Here is a 16468-nt window from a genome sequence, read left to right as displayed (position 1 = left end):
AGGCTTTTGCGTACCTACTATGAACTCCACACTCACTCTGCTGGCGGCGGGCAGCCTCCGCCACGCTTTTATTCCGCTTCAGTCTCTTTTTACCGCTAAAACCGGAATACCCGTTGAACTTGTCTTCGGGCCCGCCGGGCTGCTGCGTGAGCGCATCGAGGGCGGCGCGCCGTGTTCGCTTTTCGCTTCTGCTAACCGACTGCACCCGCAAACGCTCTGCAATAGCGGTCGGGCGCACGGCCTGCAGCTATTTGCGCGCAATACGCTGATTCTGACGGTCAGGAATACCCCGCAAACGGTGGATAAAAGCTGGTTCGAACTGTTGAGCGACCCGTCGCTGCGTCTCGGGACGTCAACGCCGCTTTGCGATCCCTCGGGGGATTACACCTGGCAGCTGTTTGCACAGCTTGAAGCGGGCTTTCCTGGGCTCGGCGAATCGCTTAAACGGCGGGCAATGCCGCTAGTCGGTGGGCGCGAGTCACTGACGGTTCCCGCGGGTGAAATGGCGAGCAGTTGGCTGATTCGAGAAGGGGTAGCCGATCTGTTTATCGGCTACGCGCACTACGCAACGGCGCTGCAAGGCGAGCAGGATGTGCGCAGCGTGGTTATCCCGACGGAGTGGAATATTCGCTGCGATTACTATATGGCCATGCTGGACGATAGCGCCGCTGCGCAGCAGTTCTACCGGTTTATCCTCGCGGACGAAGGGCAGCGCTGCCTGCGCGATGCGGGCTTTATGTTGGCTAGCGACGCAGAGTAAACAGCGGCGTGACCACGGCGGCAGGATAATCCTCAAGCTGTAGCTTGCGGACTTTGACGCCGTACGCCTGCTGCAGGTTCTGTTCCTGCACAACCTCGTCTGTAGGCCCCGCCAGCCAATGACGGTTAGGCAACAGCAGCAGCGTATGGCTGGCGACCTGCAGCGCGTGCGTGGGGTCGTGGGTGGTGAACATCACCGTACGCGACTGCGCGTGGGCCAGATCGCTAATCAGCTGTAGCACCGTTTGTTGATTTCCCAAATCGAGCGCCGAGCAGGGTTCATCCAACAGAATGTTCTGGCTGGCGCTGACTAGCGCACGAGCAATCATCACCAATTGCTGTTGGCCGCCAGACAGGTTGCTGAACAGCGCATCGGCAAGCGTGGTGATATTTAGCAGCGCCAGCGCGGCCATCACCTGTTGTTCATCCTCTTCCTGTGGCTGCGAGAAGAGGGCGATGTGCCGCGCGCGTCCCATCAACACCACTTCCCGTACTCGCCAGGCAAAGGCCGGACGGAACGACTGCGGCACAATGCCTACGCCGCCGGTCACCGTAATATCACCCGCAATGGTTGGCAGCACGCCGGTGATGGTGTCTAGCAGAGTGCTTTTTCCGCGTCCGTTTGCGCCGAGAATGGCCCAGACTTCACCCGGTTGACAGTGCAGGCTGAGCGGCGCAAACAGCGGCGTTTTATGGCCATACTCAAGCCGGGAAAGGGAAAGCGTTGGGGTCATTTGAGCATTCCTTTTCGGCTTGCGCGTACCAGCATAACGGTGAAGAGTGGGGCGCCCACCAGCGCGGTGATGATCCCAATCGGGATTTCGGCGGCGGTCAGCGTACGGGCGAGGTCATCTACCAGAATCATAAAGCTTGCCCCCATCCAGAAAGCGCAGGGCAGCAGGCGGCGATGATCGGCGCCGGAGAGCATCCGCGCCAGATGCGGGATCACCAGCCCCACCCAGGCGATGCTGCCGCTGACCGCCACCTGTGCCGCCACCAGCAGCGCGCAGCACAGCAGCACACCCCGGCGTAGCGCAGTGACGCGCACGCCAAGGGCACGGGCATCTTTATCATCCAGCGACAGTAAATTGATACGCCAGCGCAGTTTGTAGAGCACCAGCGCCGCCACGGCGACGGGGATCGACAGCAGCAGCACTTTAGTCCAGTTGGCGGTGGCAAAACTGCCCAGCAGCCAGAACACAATATTAGGCAGCACCTCTTCGGTATCGGCCATGTACTGCATCAGGCTCACCAGCGCGGCAAAGAAACCGCTGAGAATAATCCCGGCGAGAATCAGCACCAGCGTGCTCTCTCTTCCCTGAAGCGCGGCCAGTAGATAGACCAGCGTCAACGCCAGTAGGCCGAAGAAGAAGGTAGAGCCCATCATCATTGGCATGCTGAAGCCCAGCAGAATCGCCAGCGTGCCGCCGAAGGCGGAACCGGAGGTCACGCCGATAATATGCGGGTCGACCAGCGGGTTCTGGAACACCCCCTGTAATGTTGCGCCACATAACCCCAGCGCACCGCCAGCCAGCAGAGCCATCAGAATGCGAGGAAGACGTACGGACCAGACAATCTGGTGGGCAATATCGGCATTGCTGTGCGGATGCATAAGCTGGTTCAGCACATCACCAATTGACAGACCATACTGCCCAAAACAAAGTGAGACCACGGCAACCACCAAGGTGAGCAACATTAGCCCACCCTGTACCGTTTTCGGATGACTACTGATGTGCATTAGCCTGCCAGTCGGTGCGGTAGAAACGATGGTAGTAATCCTGCGCCTGTGCATCGACATCGACGTTCTTATAGCGTTCCGGATAAAGCTTTTTCGCCATCCACAGCTCGCCAATCGCCAGCGCTTCAGGCATTGGGTAGCCCCACGCTTTGGCATATTCCGGCATTAACCAGACGCGATGGTTTTTGACTGCATCAATGCCTTGCCACTGCGGATCGGCAGTGATTTGTTTCACCACTTCAGGGTAACGATCCTGGACGAAAATCACCTGCGGGTTCCACTGCAATACCTGCTCAAGCGAAACCTGACGCGCGCCTTTGACCGTTGCTGCCGCCACGTTCATCGCGCCTGCATGTTGCATCATCAGGCCGGTGTATTTACCGGAGCCGTAGGTGTTCAGGTCCGGGTTTGCCATATAGACGCGCACTTTCTCTGCCTGCGGGATATTGGCGACCGGGGCGTTGAATTTCGCGCGCGCGTTGAAGGTGTAGTCGATAAGCTGGTTGGCTTCCGCTTTGCGGTTGACCACTTCACCAATCAGGCGAATACCCTGTTTGAGCCCTTCGTTGTAGGCGTGCTCTTCGTCCGCCATCGTTGGGTTCATCTTGTTCTTCTCACCAGCAGCATCTTCGCGCAGAGAAATGGCCACAACCGGGATACCCGCGTTAGTGATCTGCTGAATCATCGCTTCTGGCGCGTAGTTGGCGATAAATACCACCTGCGGATGCAGCGCCAGCAGGCTTTCGATATTGACCTGCGTCAGGTCGCCGGGCATGGGTAATTTCTCAATGCCGGGCATAAAGCGCGCAAATTCAGGACCGAGCTGCTTTTTCCAGCTGCTCAGGACGCCGACGATATCGTCAGAGGCGTTGAGCTGGACTAACAGGTTTAGCGTCTGGTGCTGGAGAACCACCACGCGGTTAACGGTATCGGGAAGGGTCACCTGACGACCAAGCTGATCGGTAACGGTGCGATCGGCCAGCGCAGGCGTGGCGGCCACCAGGCTAGCGCATGCCAGCGTCAGGCCAAGGAGTAAACGTTGTAATCTCGACATGGGTCACTCAGTAAGGAGGGGAAATAAACGATGTGTATTTGATTATATAACGTAGGGAAATGCAAACCATCCGAGAATATTACCCCTAAATATCTGCGGCCAATGATCCGCATAACAAATCCTTAACGAAAAAGGCCACCAGGTTTTACCCCAGTGACCCGGTTCGGGCGCATGCCGTCATTGCGACGAGACATCACGCTCCTGTCAGGTTAGATGTTGAAGAAGTGACAAACCAGCGTGACCACGATAGGCCCAATCACTGATGTCACAACCGCAATCACTAACGCTTCCCTGAACGTCATATAACCGCCTGTGTTGCAATGGCAACCGTACGCGGCTATCCTTGAGCTGCTTAGGATCAAGTATAGCCCTCGTTACGTTGCCAGGTTTTACCAAACAACGTGCGGGGGTTTTCTCTTTCCAGCAACAGGTGCCGCCGGGGATGAAGCCCCCGCAACATTGCGCCTCCCCCGAATGCTCGGGATTGCAGAGATCCTATAGCAGGCGTTCAAGCGCTAGCAATCAAAATGGCTGTGTTTTTATCCAGCTATCCGCTTTTCAGAATTTAGCCCGATCAAAACGAAAAAGGCCGCAGGGTTGCCTCCGCGGCCTGGTTCGGGCGCATGCCGTCATTGCGATGAGGCATCACGCTCCTGTCAGGTTAGAGGTTGAAGAAGTGACAAATCAGCGTGACCACGATAGGCCCAATCACTGATGTCACAACCGCAATCACTAACGCTTCCCTGAACGTCATATAACCGCCTGTGTTGCAATGGCAACCGTACGCGGCTATCCTTGAGTCGTTGAGGTTCAAGAATGGCCCTCGTTACGTTGCCAGGTTATACCAAACAACGTGCGGGGGTTTTCTCTTTCCAGCAACAGGTGCCGCCGGGGATGAAGTCCCCGCAACATTGCGCCTCCCCCGAATGCTCGGGATGGCTGAGATCCTATAGCAGGCACTTAGGCGCTAGCAATCAAAATGGCTGTATTTTTATCCAGTTATTCGTTTTTCAGAATTTAGCCCGTTCAAGGCGGGATATCCCCGTAATCATTGGTCATAAATCCTCCATTCTTCATCCTTTCTTTTCTGCTTAACTGTAGATTCCGTATTTACTGAGTCGCACTTATGCATCGTCGCCATTTTTTGTTGGGTGTTACCGCTACGCTATTTTCAGCCCGATACGGTTTTCCATCGGCTTTTTCTGCGTTATGGCAGCAACAGACGATACCGCTCTGGCCCGCTACGCCGCCCGGTGGTGGCGGGCCAATGGGGCCGATGCGGATAAGCCAAAAAGGGGCGCAAAACCAGATAGTCACACCATCGCTCACGGTGCTGAGGCCGAGCGTACCTAACGGACACGGCGTATTGATTGCCGCCGGAGGAGGCTATCAGCGAATTGAGATGGCGATGGAAGGCTGGCCTGCGGCCCTCTGGCTGGTTGCCCGAGGCTATACCGCGTACCTGTTGAGCTATCGGCTGCCGGGAGAAGGCTGGAACGATGGCAATCTGGTGGCGCTGCAGGACGCACAGCGGGCGCTGCGGATGGTGGCGCAACGGGAAAAGCAGGTGAACGCGCTAGGTTTTTCCGCCGGAGGGCATCTGCTGGGGATGGCCGCGACACGGCCGGATTATCATAGCTACCCGGCGCAGGATGCGCTGGATGAACGGCCAGCGAGCATGAGCCGTGCAGCGTTGATTTACCCTATTATTACGCTTGAGAAACCCTATACCCATACCGCAACGCATAAGATACTGGTGGGAAAATCGGCGACAGAAAGCGAAGAGGCCGCGTGGTCGGTGCAACAATACGTTACGCCGCGCACGCCGCCGATGTTTCTGGTACAGGCTGAGGACGATCCGGTGTCCGATCCGCATAACACGCTTATTATGCAGGCCACCTGTCTGCGCGAGCAGGTGCCGGTAACAATGTACCGTTACCCGACCGGCGGGCATGGCTTCGCGTTAGGCAGGCCAGGGACGAAAACCGTCGAATGGCCTGCCCATTACGAAAAATGGTTGCAGGAGTAAGGTTTACTCGATGGGCGTAAGATAGTCCAGACGCAGCGGCTCGGCTAACAGGCTGTCCATCTGGCCGATAAAGGTCTGAAAATGAGGCAGGGCCACGTGGGTATCCAGTGCGGCCTGGTCAGCCCAGGACTCGCGGACATAAAAGGTGTCCGGTTCATCGCGCAGTTGAAACAGCGCATAGTCGTGGTTTCCCTGCTCCTGACGTGTCGGGGCCAGCAGCGCTTTCAATGCCTCGCTTAGGGCCTCACGTTTTCCCACTTTCGCCTTCAGTACCGCAATAATTGAAATCATTTTAAAATCCCTCCAGCACAATTTTACCCACCGCCCGGCCGGTTTCGAGCTGGGTATGCGCTTTGCGCAGGTTTTCCGCGGTGATGGCACCGTAATGTTCGCCAAGCGTCGTGGTGATGACTTTCTGATCGATAAGTGTGGCGACCTCGGTCAGCAACTGATGCTGCGCAATGATGTCCTGGGTCTCAAACATGGAGCGGGTAAACATAAACTCCCAGTGCAGCGAGATGCTTTTCAGCTTTAATGGGCGCGCATCGAGGCTCTCAGGATCGTCAATTAACGCCAGTTTCCCCTGCGGCGCCAGGGCAGCAATCAGCTCAAGGTAGTGCTCGTCGGTATTGTTAAGGCTGGCCACATGCGTTACGGCTGGAATACCTATGCGGGCCAGTTCCTGAGTCAGCGGCTGGCGGTGGTCGATCACGTGATGCGCACCGGCGTTACGCACCCACTGCTGGCTTTCCGGGCGGGAAGCGGTGCCGATCACGGTCATTCTGGTGAGCTTGCTTGCCAGTTGCGTCAGGATGGAACCTACGCCGCCCGCCGCACCGACGATAAGCAGGGTATCGCCTTTGTTACCCCCGCGGGTAACGCCAAGGCGATCAAACAGCAACTCCCAGGCGGTAATCGCCGTTAACGGCAGCGCCGCGGCAGAGGCGTTATCCAGCGTGCGCGGTTTCAATGCCACAATACGTTCATCGACCAATTGGAATTCGCTGTTGCTGCCCGGGCGTCCCAGGGCACCGGCATACCAGACTTCATCGCCAGGGGCGAAGAGTGTCACCTGCGGGCCCACGGCTTTGACGACGCCTACGCCATCCCAGCCCAGCACGCGCGGCGTGTCGCTGCTGAATCCGGCGCGAACCTTGGTGTCCACCGGGTTCACGGAGATGGCTTTCACTTCGACCAGCAGATCGTGGCCCGTCGCCTCAGGAATCGGCAGTTCAATCTCGCTGAGAAAAGGAATGTTGCTGCCTTCGCTGGCAGCGCGGGTAATGGCGAATGCTTTCATGGTCTCTCCGGGTATCAATGGGAATAACCGAATAGTAGAAGCATGCGGTAATGGGAAAAATAGTGCGCTGGCGATAAGTGTTATTCGCAAATCGTGAAAATCCCAGGAATACATGCCCGCCAGCGAAAAATTACGCAGGTATGGTCACTTTTTTGTGTTTATGGCATGAAAAGCACAGTGGTAACGTAAAAACCGTTCCTATACTGACGGTCACATTCATCATGATGATACAGGCAGGACGTTATGACCCGTTACACTACGTTTTCCCTTGGTTCTCAGTTTGTTAATCGACTTGGCTATGGCGCCATGCAGCTTGCAGGTCCTGGGGTATTTGGTCCGCCGAAAGACAGACATGCCGCGATTTCAGTACTGCGCGAAGCGTTGGCGCTTGGCGTAAATCATATCGATACCAGCGACTTCTACGGCCCGCACGTGACCAATCAAATTATCCGTGAAGCGCTGCATCCTTATGTCGATGATCTGGTGATTGTGACGAAAATTGGCGCGCGTCGTGATGACCAGGGCGCCTGGCTGCCAGCATTTTCCGCCGAGGAGTTAAAGCAGGCGGTGCATGACAATCTGCGCAACCTCGGCCTCGATGTGCTGGATGTGGTCAATATGCGCGTGATGATCGGCGACGGTCATGCGCCGCGCGAAGGATCTATCGAGGCCAGCGTCAGCGTGCTGGCGGAACTGCAGCAGCAGGGGCTTATCAAGCATATCGGGGTGAGTAACGTGACGCCGACGCAGGTGGCGGAAGCGCGCAAACTCGTTAATATCGTCTGCGTGCAGAACGAGTACAACATTGCGCATCGCCGCGATGATGAACTGATCGATACGCTGGCGCGTGATGGTATTGCCTTCGTGCCGTATTTCCCGCTGGGCGGATTCTCGCCGCTGCAATCTTCCGCCCTGAACGAGGTCGCGAGCTCGCTAAATGCAACCCCGATGCAGGTGGCGTTGGCCTGGCTGCTGCATCGTTCGCCAAATATTCTGCTGATCCCGGGCACGTCATCGGTGACGCATCTGCAGGAAAACATGGCGGCGGGTCAGTTGACCTTACCAGAAGACGCGCTGGTGACGCTCGACGGCATCGCGGCTCGCGCATAACGGGAGGTTTGATGACAGGCAAATACTCTGCCCAATGTCACTGCGGCGCGGTGGCTTTCACCGTAGCGCTGAGTGATGGCCTGAACACGGCTCGCCGCTGCAACTGCTCTTACTGCCGGATGCGCGGTGCAGTTGCGGTTTCCGCGCCATTGTCCGGCATCGAAATTCTGCGCGGGCAGGATAAATTGACGGAGTACCGCTTTAATACCGGCGAGGCCGTCCATTTTTTCTGTTCGGTGTGCGGGATTTACACCTTCCATCAGCGGCGCTCGAACCCCCAGCAATATGGGATTAACGTCGCTTGTCTTGAGGGCGTGTCACCGTTTGATTTTGCCTGTGTGGAAGTGCATGACGGTGTTCACCATCCAAAAGATGGCGGCGGTGGTATCGCGGGATATTTGCGCTTCGACAAAAAGTAGCCCGGACGAGGCGGCACGCCGACTCCGGGGCTCGGAGCCGGTCCCGGCGGCGCTTTGCTTGGCCGGGCTACAAAAAATAAAACCCTGCTAGTGAGCAGGGTTTTTGTATTGCTGAGGGCGATTATGCTACCAGGCTGTCGATCGCGGCTTTTGCATCAGAGGTCGCTTTGGTTGCCACTTCTGGGCCGTAAGCGATACCTTCTGCGAAGACCACGTTCACGTCGGTGATCCCGATGAAGCCCAGGAACACGTTCAGGTATGGGGTGATCAGGTCAGTTGGGCTATCTTTATGGATGCCGCCACGGCTGCTCAGTACGATAGCACGTTTACCGGTAACCAGACCTTCTGGACCTTTCTCGGTGTAACGGAAGGTGACGCCAGCACGGGCAATCAGGTCGAAGTAGTTTTTCAGCTGCGTAGGGATGTTGAAGTTATACATCGGCGCGGCGATAACAATCACGTCGTGAGCCTGCAGTTCAGCAATCAGTTCGTCAGAGAGCTTCAGCGCTTCCTGCTGACGTGGGGTCAGTGGGGAGTCGCTTGGGCGCAGCGCGCCGACCAGTTCGCCATCCAGCACCGGAATTGGATTGGCAGCCAGGTCACGGACGGTGATTTCGTCAGCGGAGTGCTTTTCGCGCCACTGTTCAACAAAATAGTCGGACAGCTGACCTGATTGAGAGTAGCCTGCCAGGATGCTGGATTTCAGAACTAATACTTTGCTCATAGGTAATTCCTTATATTTGATTGACGGGCGATGCCCTGTTGCTTGATGTCACTTTATTCACAATCCTGCCACAGAGATAGCGCAATATATCGAAGTCTATGTTCAGTTTTTTTGAACAAGGCTCGAAATGCACAAGTGTGGTATGCTATGACGATTCTTTATGAGAGCTTTTCCCGGCAGTGCGCTGCCCAATAAGACTATGACAGAACAACAAAAAATCACCTTTGCGATGCTCAGCCAGCGCCTTGATGCGCTGACGCTGCGGGATAAACAGCGCTTTGCCCGCCGACTCCACGGAGTTAAGAAGGTTAAAAATCCTGAAGCACAACAGGCCATTTACCAGGAGATGGCGCAGGAAATTGAACAGGCTGCCGGTAAGGTTGTGCTACGTGAAGCGGCGCGTCCGGTGATTGAGTACCCGGAAAACCTGCCGGTTAGCCAGAAGAAACAAGACATTCTCAACGCCGTGCGCGACCACCAGGTGGTGATTGTTGCCGGGGAGACCGGCTCGGGTAAAACTACCCAGTTGCCGAAAATTTGTATGGAACTGGGGCGCGGGATCAAGGGGCTGATTGGCCATACCCAGCCGCGTCGTCTGGCGGCGCGCACCGTCGCCAACCGTATTGCCGAAGAGTTGAAAACCGAGCCGGGCGGTTGCATTGGCTACAAGGTTCGCTTTAGCGATCACGTCAGCGATAACACCATGGTCAAGCTGATGACCGACGGTATTCTGCTGGCCGAAATCCAGCAGGACCGCCTGCTGATGCAGTACGACACCATCATCATCGATGAAGCGCACGAACGCAGCCTGAACATCGACTTCCTCCTCGGTTACCTGAAAGAGTTACTGCCACGGCGTCCCGACCTCAAGGTGATCATCACCTCGGCGACCATCGACCCGGAACGCTTCTCGCGTCACTTTAATAACGCGCCGATTATCGAAGTCTCCGGTCGCACCTATCCGGTAGACGTTCGCTATCGTCCGATAGTCGAAGACGCGGACGACACCGAGCGCGACCAGCTACAGGCGATTTTCGACGCCGTCGATGAACTGGGGCAGGAAGGGCCGGGTGATATCTTAATCTTTATGAGCGGCGAGCGAGAAATTCGCGATACTGCCGATGCGCTGAGCAAACGCGACCTGCGCCATACCGAGATCCTGCCGCTCTACGCCCGCTTATCAAACAGCGAACAGAACCGCGTCTTCCAGTCGCACAGCGGCCGCCGCATCGTGCTGGCCACCAACGTGGCGGAAACCTCGCTGACGGTGCCGGGCATCAAGTATGTGATTGACCCCGGTACGGCGCGAATCAGCCGCTATAGTTATCGCACCAAAGTGCAGCGTCTGCCGATCGAACCGGTTTCTCAGGCCTCCGCAAACCAGCGTAAAGGCCGCTGCGGCCGTGTGTCGGAAGGTATCTGTATCCGCCTGTATTCGGAAGACGATTTCCTGTCACGCCCGGAGTTTACCGACCCGGAAATTCTGCGTACCAACCTGGCGTCCGTTATTCTGCAGATGACCGCGCTGGGGCTTGGCGATATCGCCGCGTTCCCGTTCGTGGAAGCGCCGGATAAACGCAACATTCAGGACGGTGTACGCCTGCTCGAAGAACTTGGCGCCATCACCACGGATGAACAGGCCACTGCCTACAAGCTGACGCCGCAGGGCCGTCAGCTCAGCCAATTGCCGGTTGACCCGCGACTGGCGCGTATGGTGCTGGAAGCGCAGAAGCACGGCTGCGTGCGCGAAGCGATGATCATCACCTCGGCGCTCTCTATTCAGGACCCGCGCGAACGTCCAATGGACAAACAGCAGGCGTCCGATGAAAAACATCGTCGTTTCCACGACAAAGAGTCAGATTTCATGGCCTTTGTGAACCTGTGGAACTACCTCGGCGAGCAGCAAAAAGCGCTGTCGTCGAACCAGTTCCGCCGCCAGTGTAAGCTCGATTTCCTCAACTACCTGCGCGTGCGCGAGTGGCAGGACATCTACACCCAGCTGCGTCAGGTGGTGAAAGAGCTCGGCATTCCGGTCAACAGTGAACCGGCAGAGTACCGTGAGATTCATATTTCGCTGCTGACCGGTCTGCTGTCGCACATTGGTATGAAAGATACCGATAAGCAGGAGTTTACCGGCGCGCGTAACGCGCGTTTCTCCATCTTCCCAGGTTCTGGCTTATTCAAAAAGCCGCCGAAATGGACGATGGTCGCTGAACTGGTGGAAACCAGCCGCCTGTGGGGGCGTATTGCCGCGCGCATCGACCCGGAATGGGTGGAGCCGGTGGCGCAGCATCTGATCAAACGTTCTTACAGTGAACCGCACTGGGAACGGGCGCAGGGCGCGGTGATGGCGACCGAAAAAGTGACCGTCTACGGCCTACCGATTGTGGCGGCGCGTAAGGTTAACTACAGCCAGATTGACCCGGCGCTGTGCCGTGAGCTGTTTATCCGCCACGCGCTGGTGGAGGGCGACTGGCAGACTCGTCACGCCTTCTTCCGCGACAACCTGAAGCTGCGTGCTGAAATTGAAGAGCTGGAAAACAAATCGCGTCGCCGCGACATCCTGGTGGATGACGAGACGATGTTTGAGTTCTATGACCAGCGTATCAGCCACGAGGTGATCTCCGCGCGCCACTTTGATAAGTGGTGGAAGCAAGCCAGCCGTGAAACCCCGGATCTGCTCAACTTCGAAAAGAGTATGCTGATCAAAGAAGGGGCGGAGCAGGTCAGCAAGCTGGACTACCCGAACTTCTGGCATCAGGGCAACCTGAAGCTGCGTCTGACCTATCAGTTTGAGCCGGGGACTGACGCCGACGGGGTGACGGTGCATATTCCGCTGCCGCTGTTAAACCAGGTTGAAGAGGCCGGGTTTGAGTGGCAGATCCCGGGGCTGCGCCGTGAGCTGATTATCGCGCTGATTAAATCGCTGCCGAAGCCGGTACGTCGTAACTTTGTGCCTGCGCCGAACTACGCTGAGGCCTTCTTAGGCCGTGTGACGCCACTGGAACTGCCGCTGCTGGATTCGCTAGAGCGCGAACTACGCCGGATGACCGGCGTGACCGTCGACCGCGAAGCCTGGCAGTGGGATCAGGTGCCCGATCACCTGAAAATCAGCTTCCGCGTGGTGGACGATAAAAACAAGAAGCTGCAGGAAGGGCGTTCGTTGCAGGCGCTGAAAGATATGCTGAAGGGCAAAGTGCAGGAGACGCTGTCGTCGGTCGCCGACGACGGTATCGAGCAAAATGGCCTACATATCTGGAGCTTTGGTGACCTGCCGGACCGTTACGAACAGAAACGCGGCAACTATAAGGTCAAAGCCTGGCCGGCGCTGGTGGATGAACGTGACAGCGTAGCCATCAAGCTGTTTGATAACCAACTGGAACAGCAGCAGGCGATGTGGCGCGGCTTGCGTCGTTTGCTGTTGCTGAACATCCCGTCGCCGATCAAGTATCTGCACGAAAAGCTGCCGAACAAAGCGAAGCTCGGGCTTTACTTTAACCCGTACGGCAAGGTGCTGGACTTGATTGATGACTGCATCTCCTGCGGCGTGGACAAGCTGATTGACGAAGCGGGTGGGCCGGTGTGGAGCGAAGCGGGCTTTGCCGCGCTGCACGAAAAGGTACGTGCCGAGCTTAATGAGACGGTGGTCGAGATTGCCAAACAGGTTGAGCAAATCCTCACCGCGGTGTTCAACGTCAATAAGCGATTGAAAGGACGCGTGGACATGAGCATGGCGCTGGGGCTGTCGGATATTAAGGCGCAGATGAACGGCCTGGTCTACCGCGGCTTCGTCACCGGCAACGGCTTCCGTCGTCTGGGCGATACGCTGCGCTATCTGCAGGCGATTGAAAAACGTCTGGAGAAGATGGCCGTCGACCCACACCGCGACCGCGCGCAGATGCTGAAAGTGGAAAGCGTTCAGCAGGCGTGGCAGCAATGGCTGAATAAGCTGCCGCCGTCGCGTCGTGAAGATGATGATGTGAAGGAAATTCGCTGGATGATTGAAGAGCTGCGCGTCAGCTTCTTCGCTCAGCAGTTGGGGACACCGTATCCGATCTCGGATAAACGTATCCTGCAAGCGATGGAACAGATCGTCGCCTGATCCCGGCGGCGCAGCGCCTCGCCGGGCTCCAACAATGATGTAGCCCGGGCGAGGCGTACGCCGACCCCGGGACGTCACCGCGGTCTACGCGTTCACCCACGCCAGCGTAAACCCATCCCACCCCTTAATCCCGACCGTTTGCAGCGCCGTGACCGTCAGGCGCGGATCGTTATGCATCATCTCAATAAACCGACGCACGCCGAGCACGCGGTCGTCGGTACTATTGGGGTTGGTCACCTCACCGTCGCGCACCACGTTATCGCCGATGATGAGCGTTCCCGGACGAGAATATTTCAGCGCCCATTGCAGGTAGTAAGGGTTATTCGGTTTATCGGCATCAATAAAAATAACGTCAAATGGCGCGGCATCCGCAAGCGTCGCCAGAGAATCCAGCGCCGGGCCTTCGCGCAGCGTCACCACGCTATCAAGCCCGGCGAGCGCGATATTCTCTCGCGCCACACGGGCGTGCAGCGGATCGGCTTCGAGGGTAATTAACCGTCCGTTCGGCGGCAGTTCGCGTGCCATCCAGATGGTGCTGTACGCGCCTAACGTACCTATCTCCAGAATGGATTTCGCCCCCACCATACGGATAAACAGCGCCAGCAGTTGCCCCTGATTAGCGGCCACGTCGTGCGCGGGGAGACCGGCACGATGGTTGTTTTCGAGCACCTGAGACAGCACGGCATCGCCGGGAATCAGGTTCTCTATCAAATAATTATCAACGTCCGACCACTGTTTTTGCATTGTGACACCCCTTGGGATTTGTCAGCCTGACAGCGAAGACCAGCCGCCTCCTAGCGACCGGTAAAGATCGATTTGCGCCAGCAGCAGGTTGTTTTTCACCTGTACTACGCTGATTTGCGTTGAGAATAGGGTACGCTGCGCATCCAGCACATCAAGATAAGAAGAGTAACCGTTGTTGTAGCGATTCTGCGCCAGCCGCAGGGTCTCCTGCGCCACGTCTTCCTGGCCCTGCAGTTCAGCCAGTTGCTCGCCGTAGCGGGTGATGGCATCGAGGCTATCATTGACCTCTTTAAACGCGCTGCGCACCGTTTTTTCATAGCTGTACAGCGCCTGATTGCGCTGGGCCATCGACACGTCGACCTGCGCATTCAGCGCCTGACGGTTGAGCAACGGCGCAAGAATACTGCCGCCAATGCTCCAGAGGCGCAGCGGGTTATCGAGCAGGTCCGGCAGCGTGCGGTCCTGGAAGCTGCCGGTTGCCGTCAGGTTAATCGATGGCAGAAGTTTGGCCTGCGATGATGCCAGGGTCGCATCGGCGGCGATCAGCTGGCGCTGGGCCTGAGCGATGTCGGGGCGGCGGTTGAGCAGCGTAGAGGGAAGCTGCGACGGCAGCGAAAGCGGGGTGAGTGTATCAAACGCGTTGCGTTTCACTTCGCCGGGGTTATTGCCGAGCAGCACGCTGAGGGCGTTTTCCTGCTGGGCGATTTGATGGCGCAGCAGCGGTACCTGGGCTCGCGTGGAACGCAGCGCTGAATCCGCCTGCATCAGTTCGAGGCGAGAAGTATAGCCGGTTTCATACTGGCGCTTTGCCAGCTTATACGCCTCTTCCCTCGACTTCAGCGTTTGTTCCGTGACCTGTAGCTGCTCGTCGAGCGACAGCAGGGTGATATAGCTGACGGAAACCGAGGTCGTGACCGTTAAATCTGCGGCAGCGGCGGCGGCTTTTTGCGCCTCCAGCGTTGCCTCAGCGGCATCGGACGCGCTGCGATTCGCCCCCCAGAGATCTACATCATAACTGGCGGTCAGGCCGCCTTTATAGATCGTACTGTGAATCGGTAAACCCGTGGCGGCAGACTGCGCTCGGGCGCGGGTGCCGGTCAGCCCGGCGTCCAGCGTGGGGAACAGGCTGCTGTCGGTGGCATAGGCACGCGCCTGATATTCATTCACCCGTTCGCGGGCGATCAGTACATCGCTGTTATAGCGCAGCGCCTGATCAACGTACTGATTGAGCGCGCTGTCGTGAAAATTGCGCCACCATACTCCCTCGACCGGGCTAGCAGGGCCAATATCGGCGCGCCAGGCGGCAGGAATAGCCAGCGTAGGTTCGGCTCGCTGCACGTCGGCAGACTGACAGCCGACCAACGCGAGAGCCAGCGCCAGGGCGACGGGGCGGATCATGGTTTCGTCTCCGCGCGGGTATCGATGGTGACCTGTACCGACATTCCCGGGCGCAGACGCTGCAGGTTTTTCTGTCCTTCATCCACCGCAATACGCACCGGAATTCGCTGGGCGATTTTGACAAAGTTACCGGTGGCGTTATCCGGCGAAATCGCGCTGAACTCCACGCCGGTGGCCGGTGAAATGCTCTGCACGATACCGCTGAATTTCTCGCTGTTGAGCGCATCGACGGTAAAGGTTGCTGGCTGACCGATACGCACGGTTGCAAGCTGAGTCTCTTTCAGATTGGCGATAACCCAATGCTGCGGCGGCACCAGCGGCGTTAAGTGCGTTCCGGCGGTGACGTACGCGCCAAGCCGCACGGCGATTTGCCCAAGCTGGCCGTCGGTGGGGGCGATAATGCGCGTGTTTTGTAGGTCAATCTCCGCCAGCTCCAGCGAGGCTTTGGCGTTGGCTACGTCGGCTTCCAGCGCGTCACGGTTGACGATGGTGGTCTGCAGATCCTGTTTTGACATCTCCAGCGTGGCCTTCGCTTGCTCGATATCCGCCGTGCCCTGAGCGGCGCTGGCGCGGGCGGAGTCACGCTCACGAATTGACAGCGAGCCGTCCGCCGTCAGGTCCTGCACGCGTTTTAAATCCGCCTGCGATTTCAGATTCTGCGCGCGGGCGTTTTGCAGCACCGCCTCATTGCGGACAATCACCGCCTCGGCGCTTTTGCGCTGCTGGAGGTTATTGCGCAGCGCTGCTTCCTTCATTGCCAGCTGCGCCTGTGCCTGGTGCACGCGCTGCTTATAGATACGGTCATCAATCTGGAACAGCACCTGGCCTTTTTTGACCTGGTTAAAGTCCTGCACGTTTACCCCGGTAACGTAGCCGTTGACCTGCGGGCTGATAAAGGTGGTCTGGCCACGCACATAAGCGTTATCGGTGAACTGAATGTGACGGGTAAACGGCGGTAGTTGCCAGGCGTACAGAATCACCAGTACGCCGACGAGGCCGATGGCCGCGGCGGTAAAAATGGATACCACGCGGATATTGTTTCGGGTATTGGCCTGTTGTTGGGCCGCATCCTGCTGACTCATAACGACTCC

The 16468-nt window shown here is 57.5% G+C and carries 14 protein-coding genes; 5 read left to right on the top strand and 9 right to left on the bottom strand.

Annotation, left to right across the window (positions count from 1 at the left end):
* Positions 1-19: 19 nt before the first annotated feature.
* On the top strand, positions 20-760 hold the full coding sequence (locus V6944_RS21610) for a substrate-binding domain-containing protein (protein ID WP_333500471.1): 741 nt from the start codon (positions 20-22) through the stop codon (positions 758-760).
* On the opposite strand, the gene V6944_RS21605 is transcribed toward V6944_RS21610, so the two are convergent.
* Genes V6944_RS21605 through V6944_RS21595 form a run of 3 tightly spaced genes read right to left on the bottom strand, consistent with a single transcriptional unit; the run spans position 744 to position 3551 of the window.
* Positions 744-1493 carry an ABC transporter ATP-binding protein gene (locus V6944_RS21605; RefSeq protein WP_333500470.1) on the bottom strand — a complete coding sequence of 250 codons (750 nt, stop codon included), beginning with the start codon at positions 1491-1493 and terminating at the stop codon, positions 744-746. The genes V6944_RS21610 and V6944_RS21605 overlap by 17 nt on opposite strands.
* Positions 1490-2497: a FecCD family ABC transporter permease gene (locus tag V6944_RS21600; RefSeq protein ID WP_333500469.1), complete on the bottom strand. Its 1008-nt coding sequence runs from the start codon at positions 2495-2497 to the stop codon at positions 1490-1492. Before V6944_RS21600 ends, V6944_RS21605 begins: the two co-directional genes overlap by 4 nt.
* Entirely contained in the window at positions 2484-3551 is a 1068-nt protein-coding gene (locus V6944_RS21595; RefSeq protein WP_333500468.1) for an ABC transporter substrate-binding protein, read from the bottom strand. The genes V6944_RS21600 and V6944_RS21595 overlap by 14 nt, the downstream gene beginning before the upstream one ends.
* A 1126-nt stretch (positions 3552-4677) precedes the next feature.
* Between V6944_RS21595 and V6944_RS21590 the strand changes: the two genes are divergently transcribed.
* Positions 4678-5580: an alpha/beta hydrolase gene (locus tag V6944_RS21590; RefSeq protein WP_333500467.1), complete on the top strand. Its 903-nt coding sequence runs from the start codon at positions 4678-4680 to the stop codon at positions 5578-5580.
* A 3-nt stretch (positions 5581-5583) separates the two neighbouring features.
* On the opposite strand, the gene V6944_RS21585 is transcribed toward V6944_RS21590, so the two are convergent.
* The gene (locus V6944_RS21585) at positions 5584-5871 is read right to left on the bottom strand and encodes a putative quinol monooxygenase (RefSeq protein ID WP_333500466.1); all 288 of its coding nucleotides are present in this window, start codon (positions 5869-5871) and stop codon (positions 5584-5586) included.
* Between the two features lies 1 nt (position 5872).
* Positions 5873-6880 (bottom strand): zinc-binding alcohol dehydrogenase family protein, encoded by a 1008-nt coding sequence (locus tag V6944_RS21580; RefSeq protein ID WP_333500465.1) that lies wholly within the window; start codon positions 6878-6880, stop codon positions 5873-5875.
* A 243-nt stretch (positions 6881-7123) separates the two neighbouring features.
* On the opposite strand from V6944_RS21580, the gene V6944_RS21575 reads away from it, so the two are divergent.
* Positions 7124-7990, top strand: a complete 867-nt coding sequence (locus tag V6944_RS21575; RefSeq protein ID WP_333500464.1) for an aldo/keto reductase family oxidoreductase — start codon at positions 7124-7126, stop codon at positions 7988-7990.
* An 11-nt stretch (positions 7991-8001) separates the two neighbouring features.
* A complete protein-coding gene (locus tag V6944_RS21570; RefSeq protein WP_442910763.1) occupies positions 8002-8409 on the top strand; it encodes a GFA family protein in 408 nt (135 codons plus the stop codon).
* A 121-nt stretch (positions 8410-8530) separates the two neighbouring features.
* Here V6944_RS21570 and azoR read toward each other — a convergent pair whose 3' ends face one another.
* Positions 8531-9133: an FMN-dependent NADH-azoreductase gene (gene azoR, locus V6944_RS21565; protein ID WP_035893172.1), complete on the bottom strand. Its 603-nt coding sequence runs from the start codon at positions 9131-9133 to the stop codon at positions 8531-8533.
* Positions 9134-9332: 199 nt separating this feature from the next.
* On the opposite strand from azoR, the gene hrpA reads away from it, so the two are divergent.
* Positions 9333-13235 carry an ATP-dependent RNA helicase HrpA gene (gene hrpA / locus V6944_RS21560; protein WP_333500462.1) on the top strand — a complete coding sequence of 1301 codons (3903 nt, stop codon included), beginning with the start codon at positions 9333-9335 and terminating at the stop codon, positions 13233-13235.
* Positions 13236-13319: 84 nt separating this feature from the next.
* Here the strand turns inward: hrpA and V6944_RS21555 are convergent, their stop codons facing one another.
* Genes V6944_RS21555 through V6944_RS21545 form a run of 3 tightly spaced genes read right to left on the bottom strand, consistent with a single transcriptional unit; the run spans position 13320 to position 16459 of the window.
* Entirely contained in the window at positions 13320-13979 is a 660-nt protein-coding gene (locus V6944_RS21555; protein WP_333500461.1) for an O-methyltransferase, read from the bottom strand.
* 21 nt (positions 13980-14000) lie between these two features.
* Positions 14001-15377 carry an efflux transporter outer membrane subunit gene (locus V6944_RS21550; protein WP_333500460.1) on the bottom strand — a complete coding sequence of 459 codons (1377 nt, stop codon included), beginning with the start codon at positions 15375-15377 and terminating at the stop codon, positions 14001-14003.
* A complete protein-coding gene (locus V6944_RS21545; RefSeq protein ID WP_333500459.1) occupies positions 15374-16459 on the bottom strand; it encodes an HlyD family secretion protein in 1086 nt (361 codons plus the stop codon). Before V6944_RS21545 ends, V6944_RS21550 begins: the two co-directional genes overlap by 4 nt.
* Positions 16460-16468 lie beyond the last annotated feature (9 nt).

The sequence above is a fragment of the Kluyvera sp. CHPC 1.2972 genome (assembly GCF_036759925.1).
Lineage (GTDB): Bacteria > Pseudomonadota > Gammaproteobacteria > Enterobacterales > Enterobacteriaceae > Kluyvera.
Note: the sequence above shows the minus strand (reverse complement) of the source record. Positions and strands in the feature narration are given on the sequence as shown.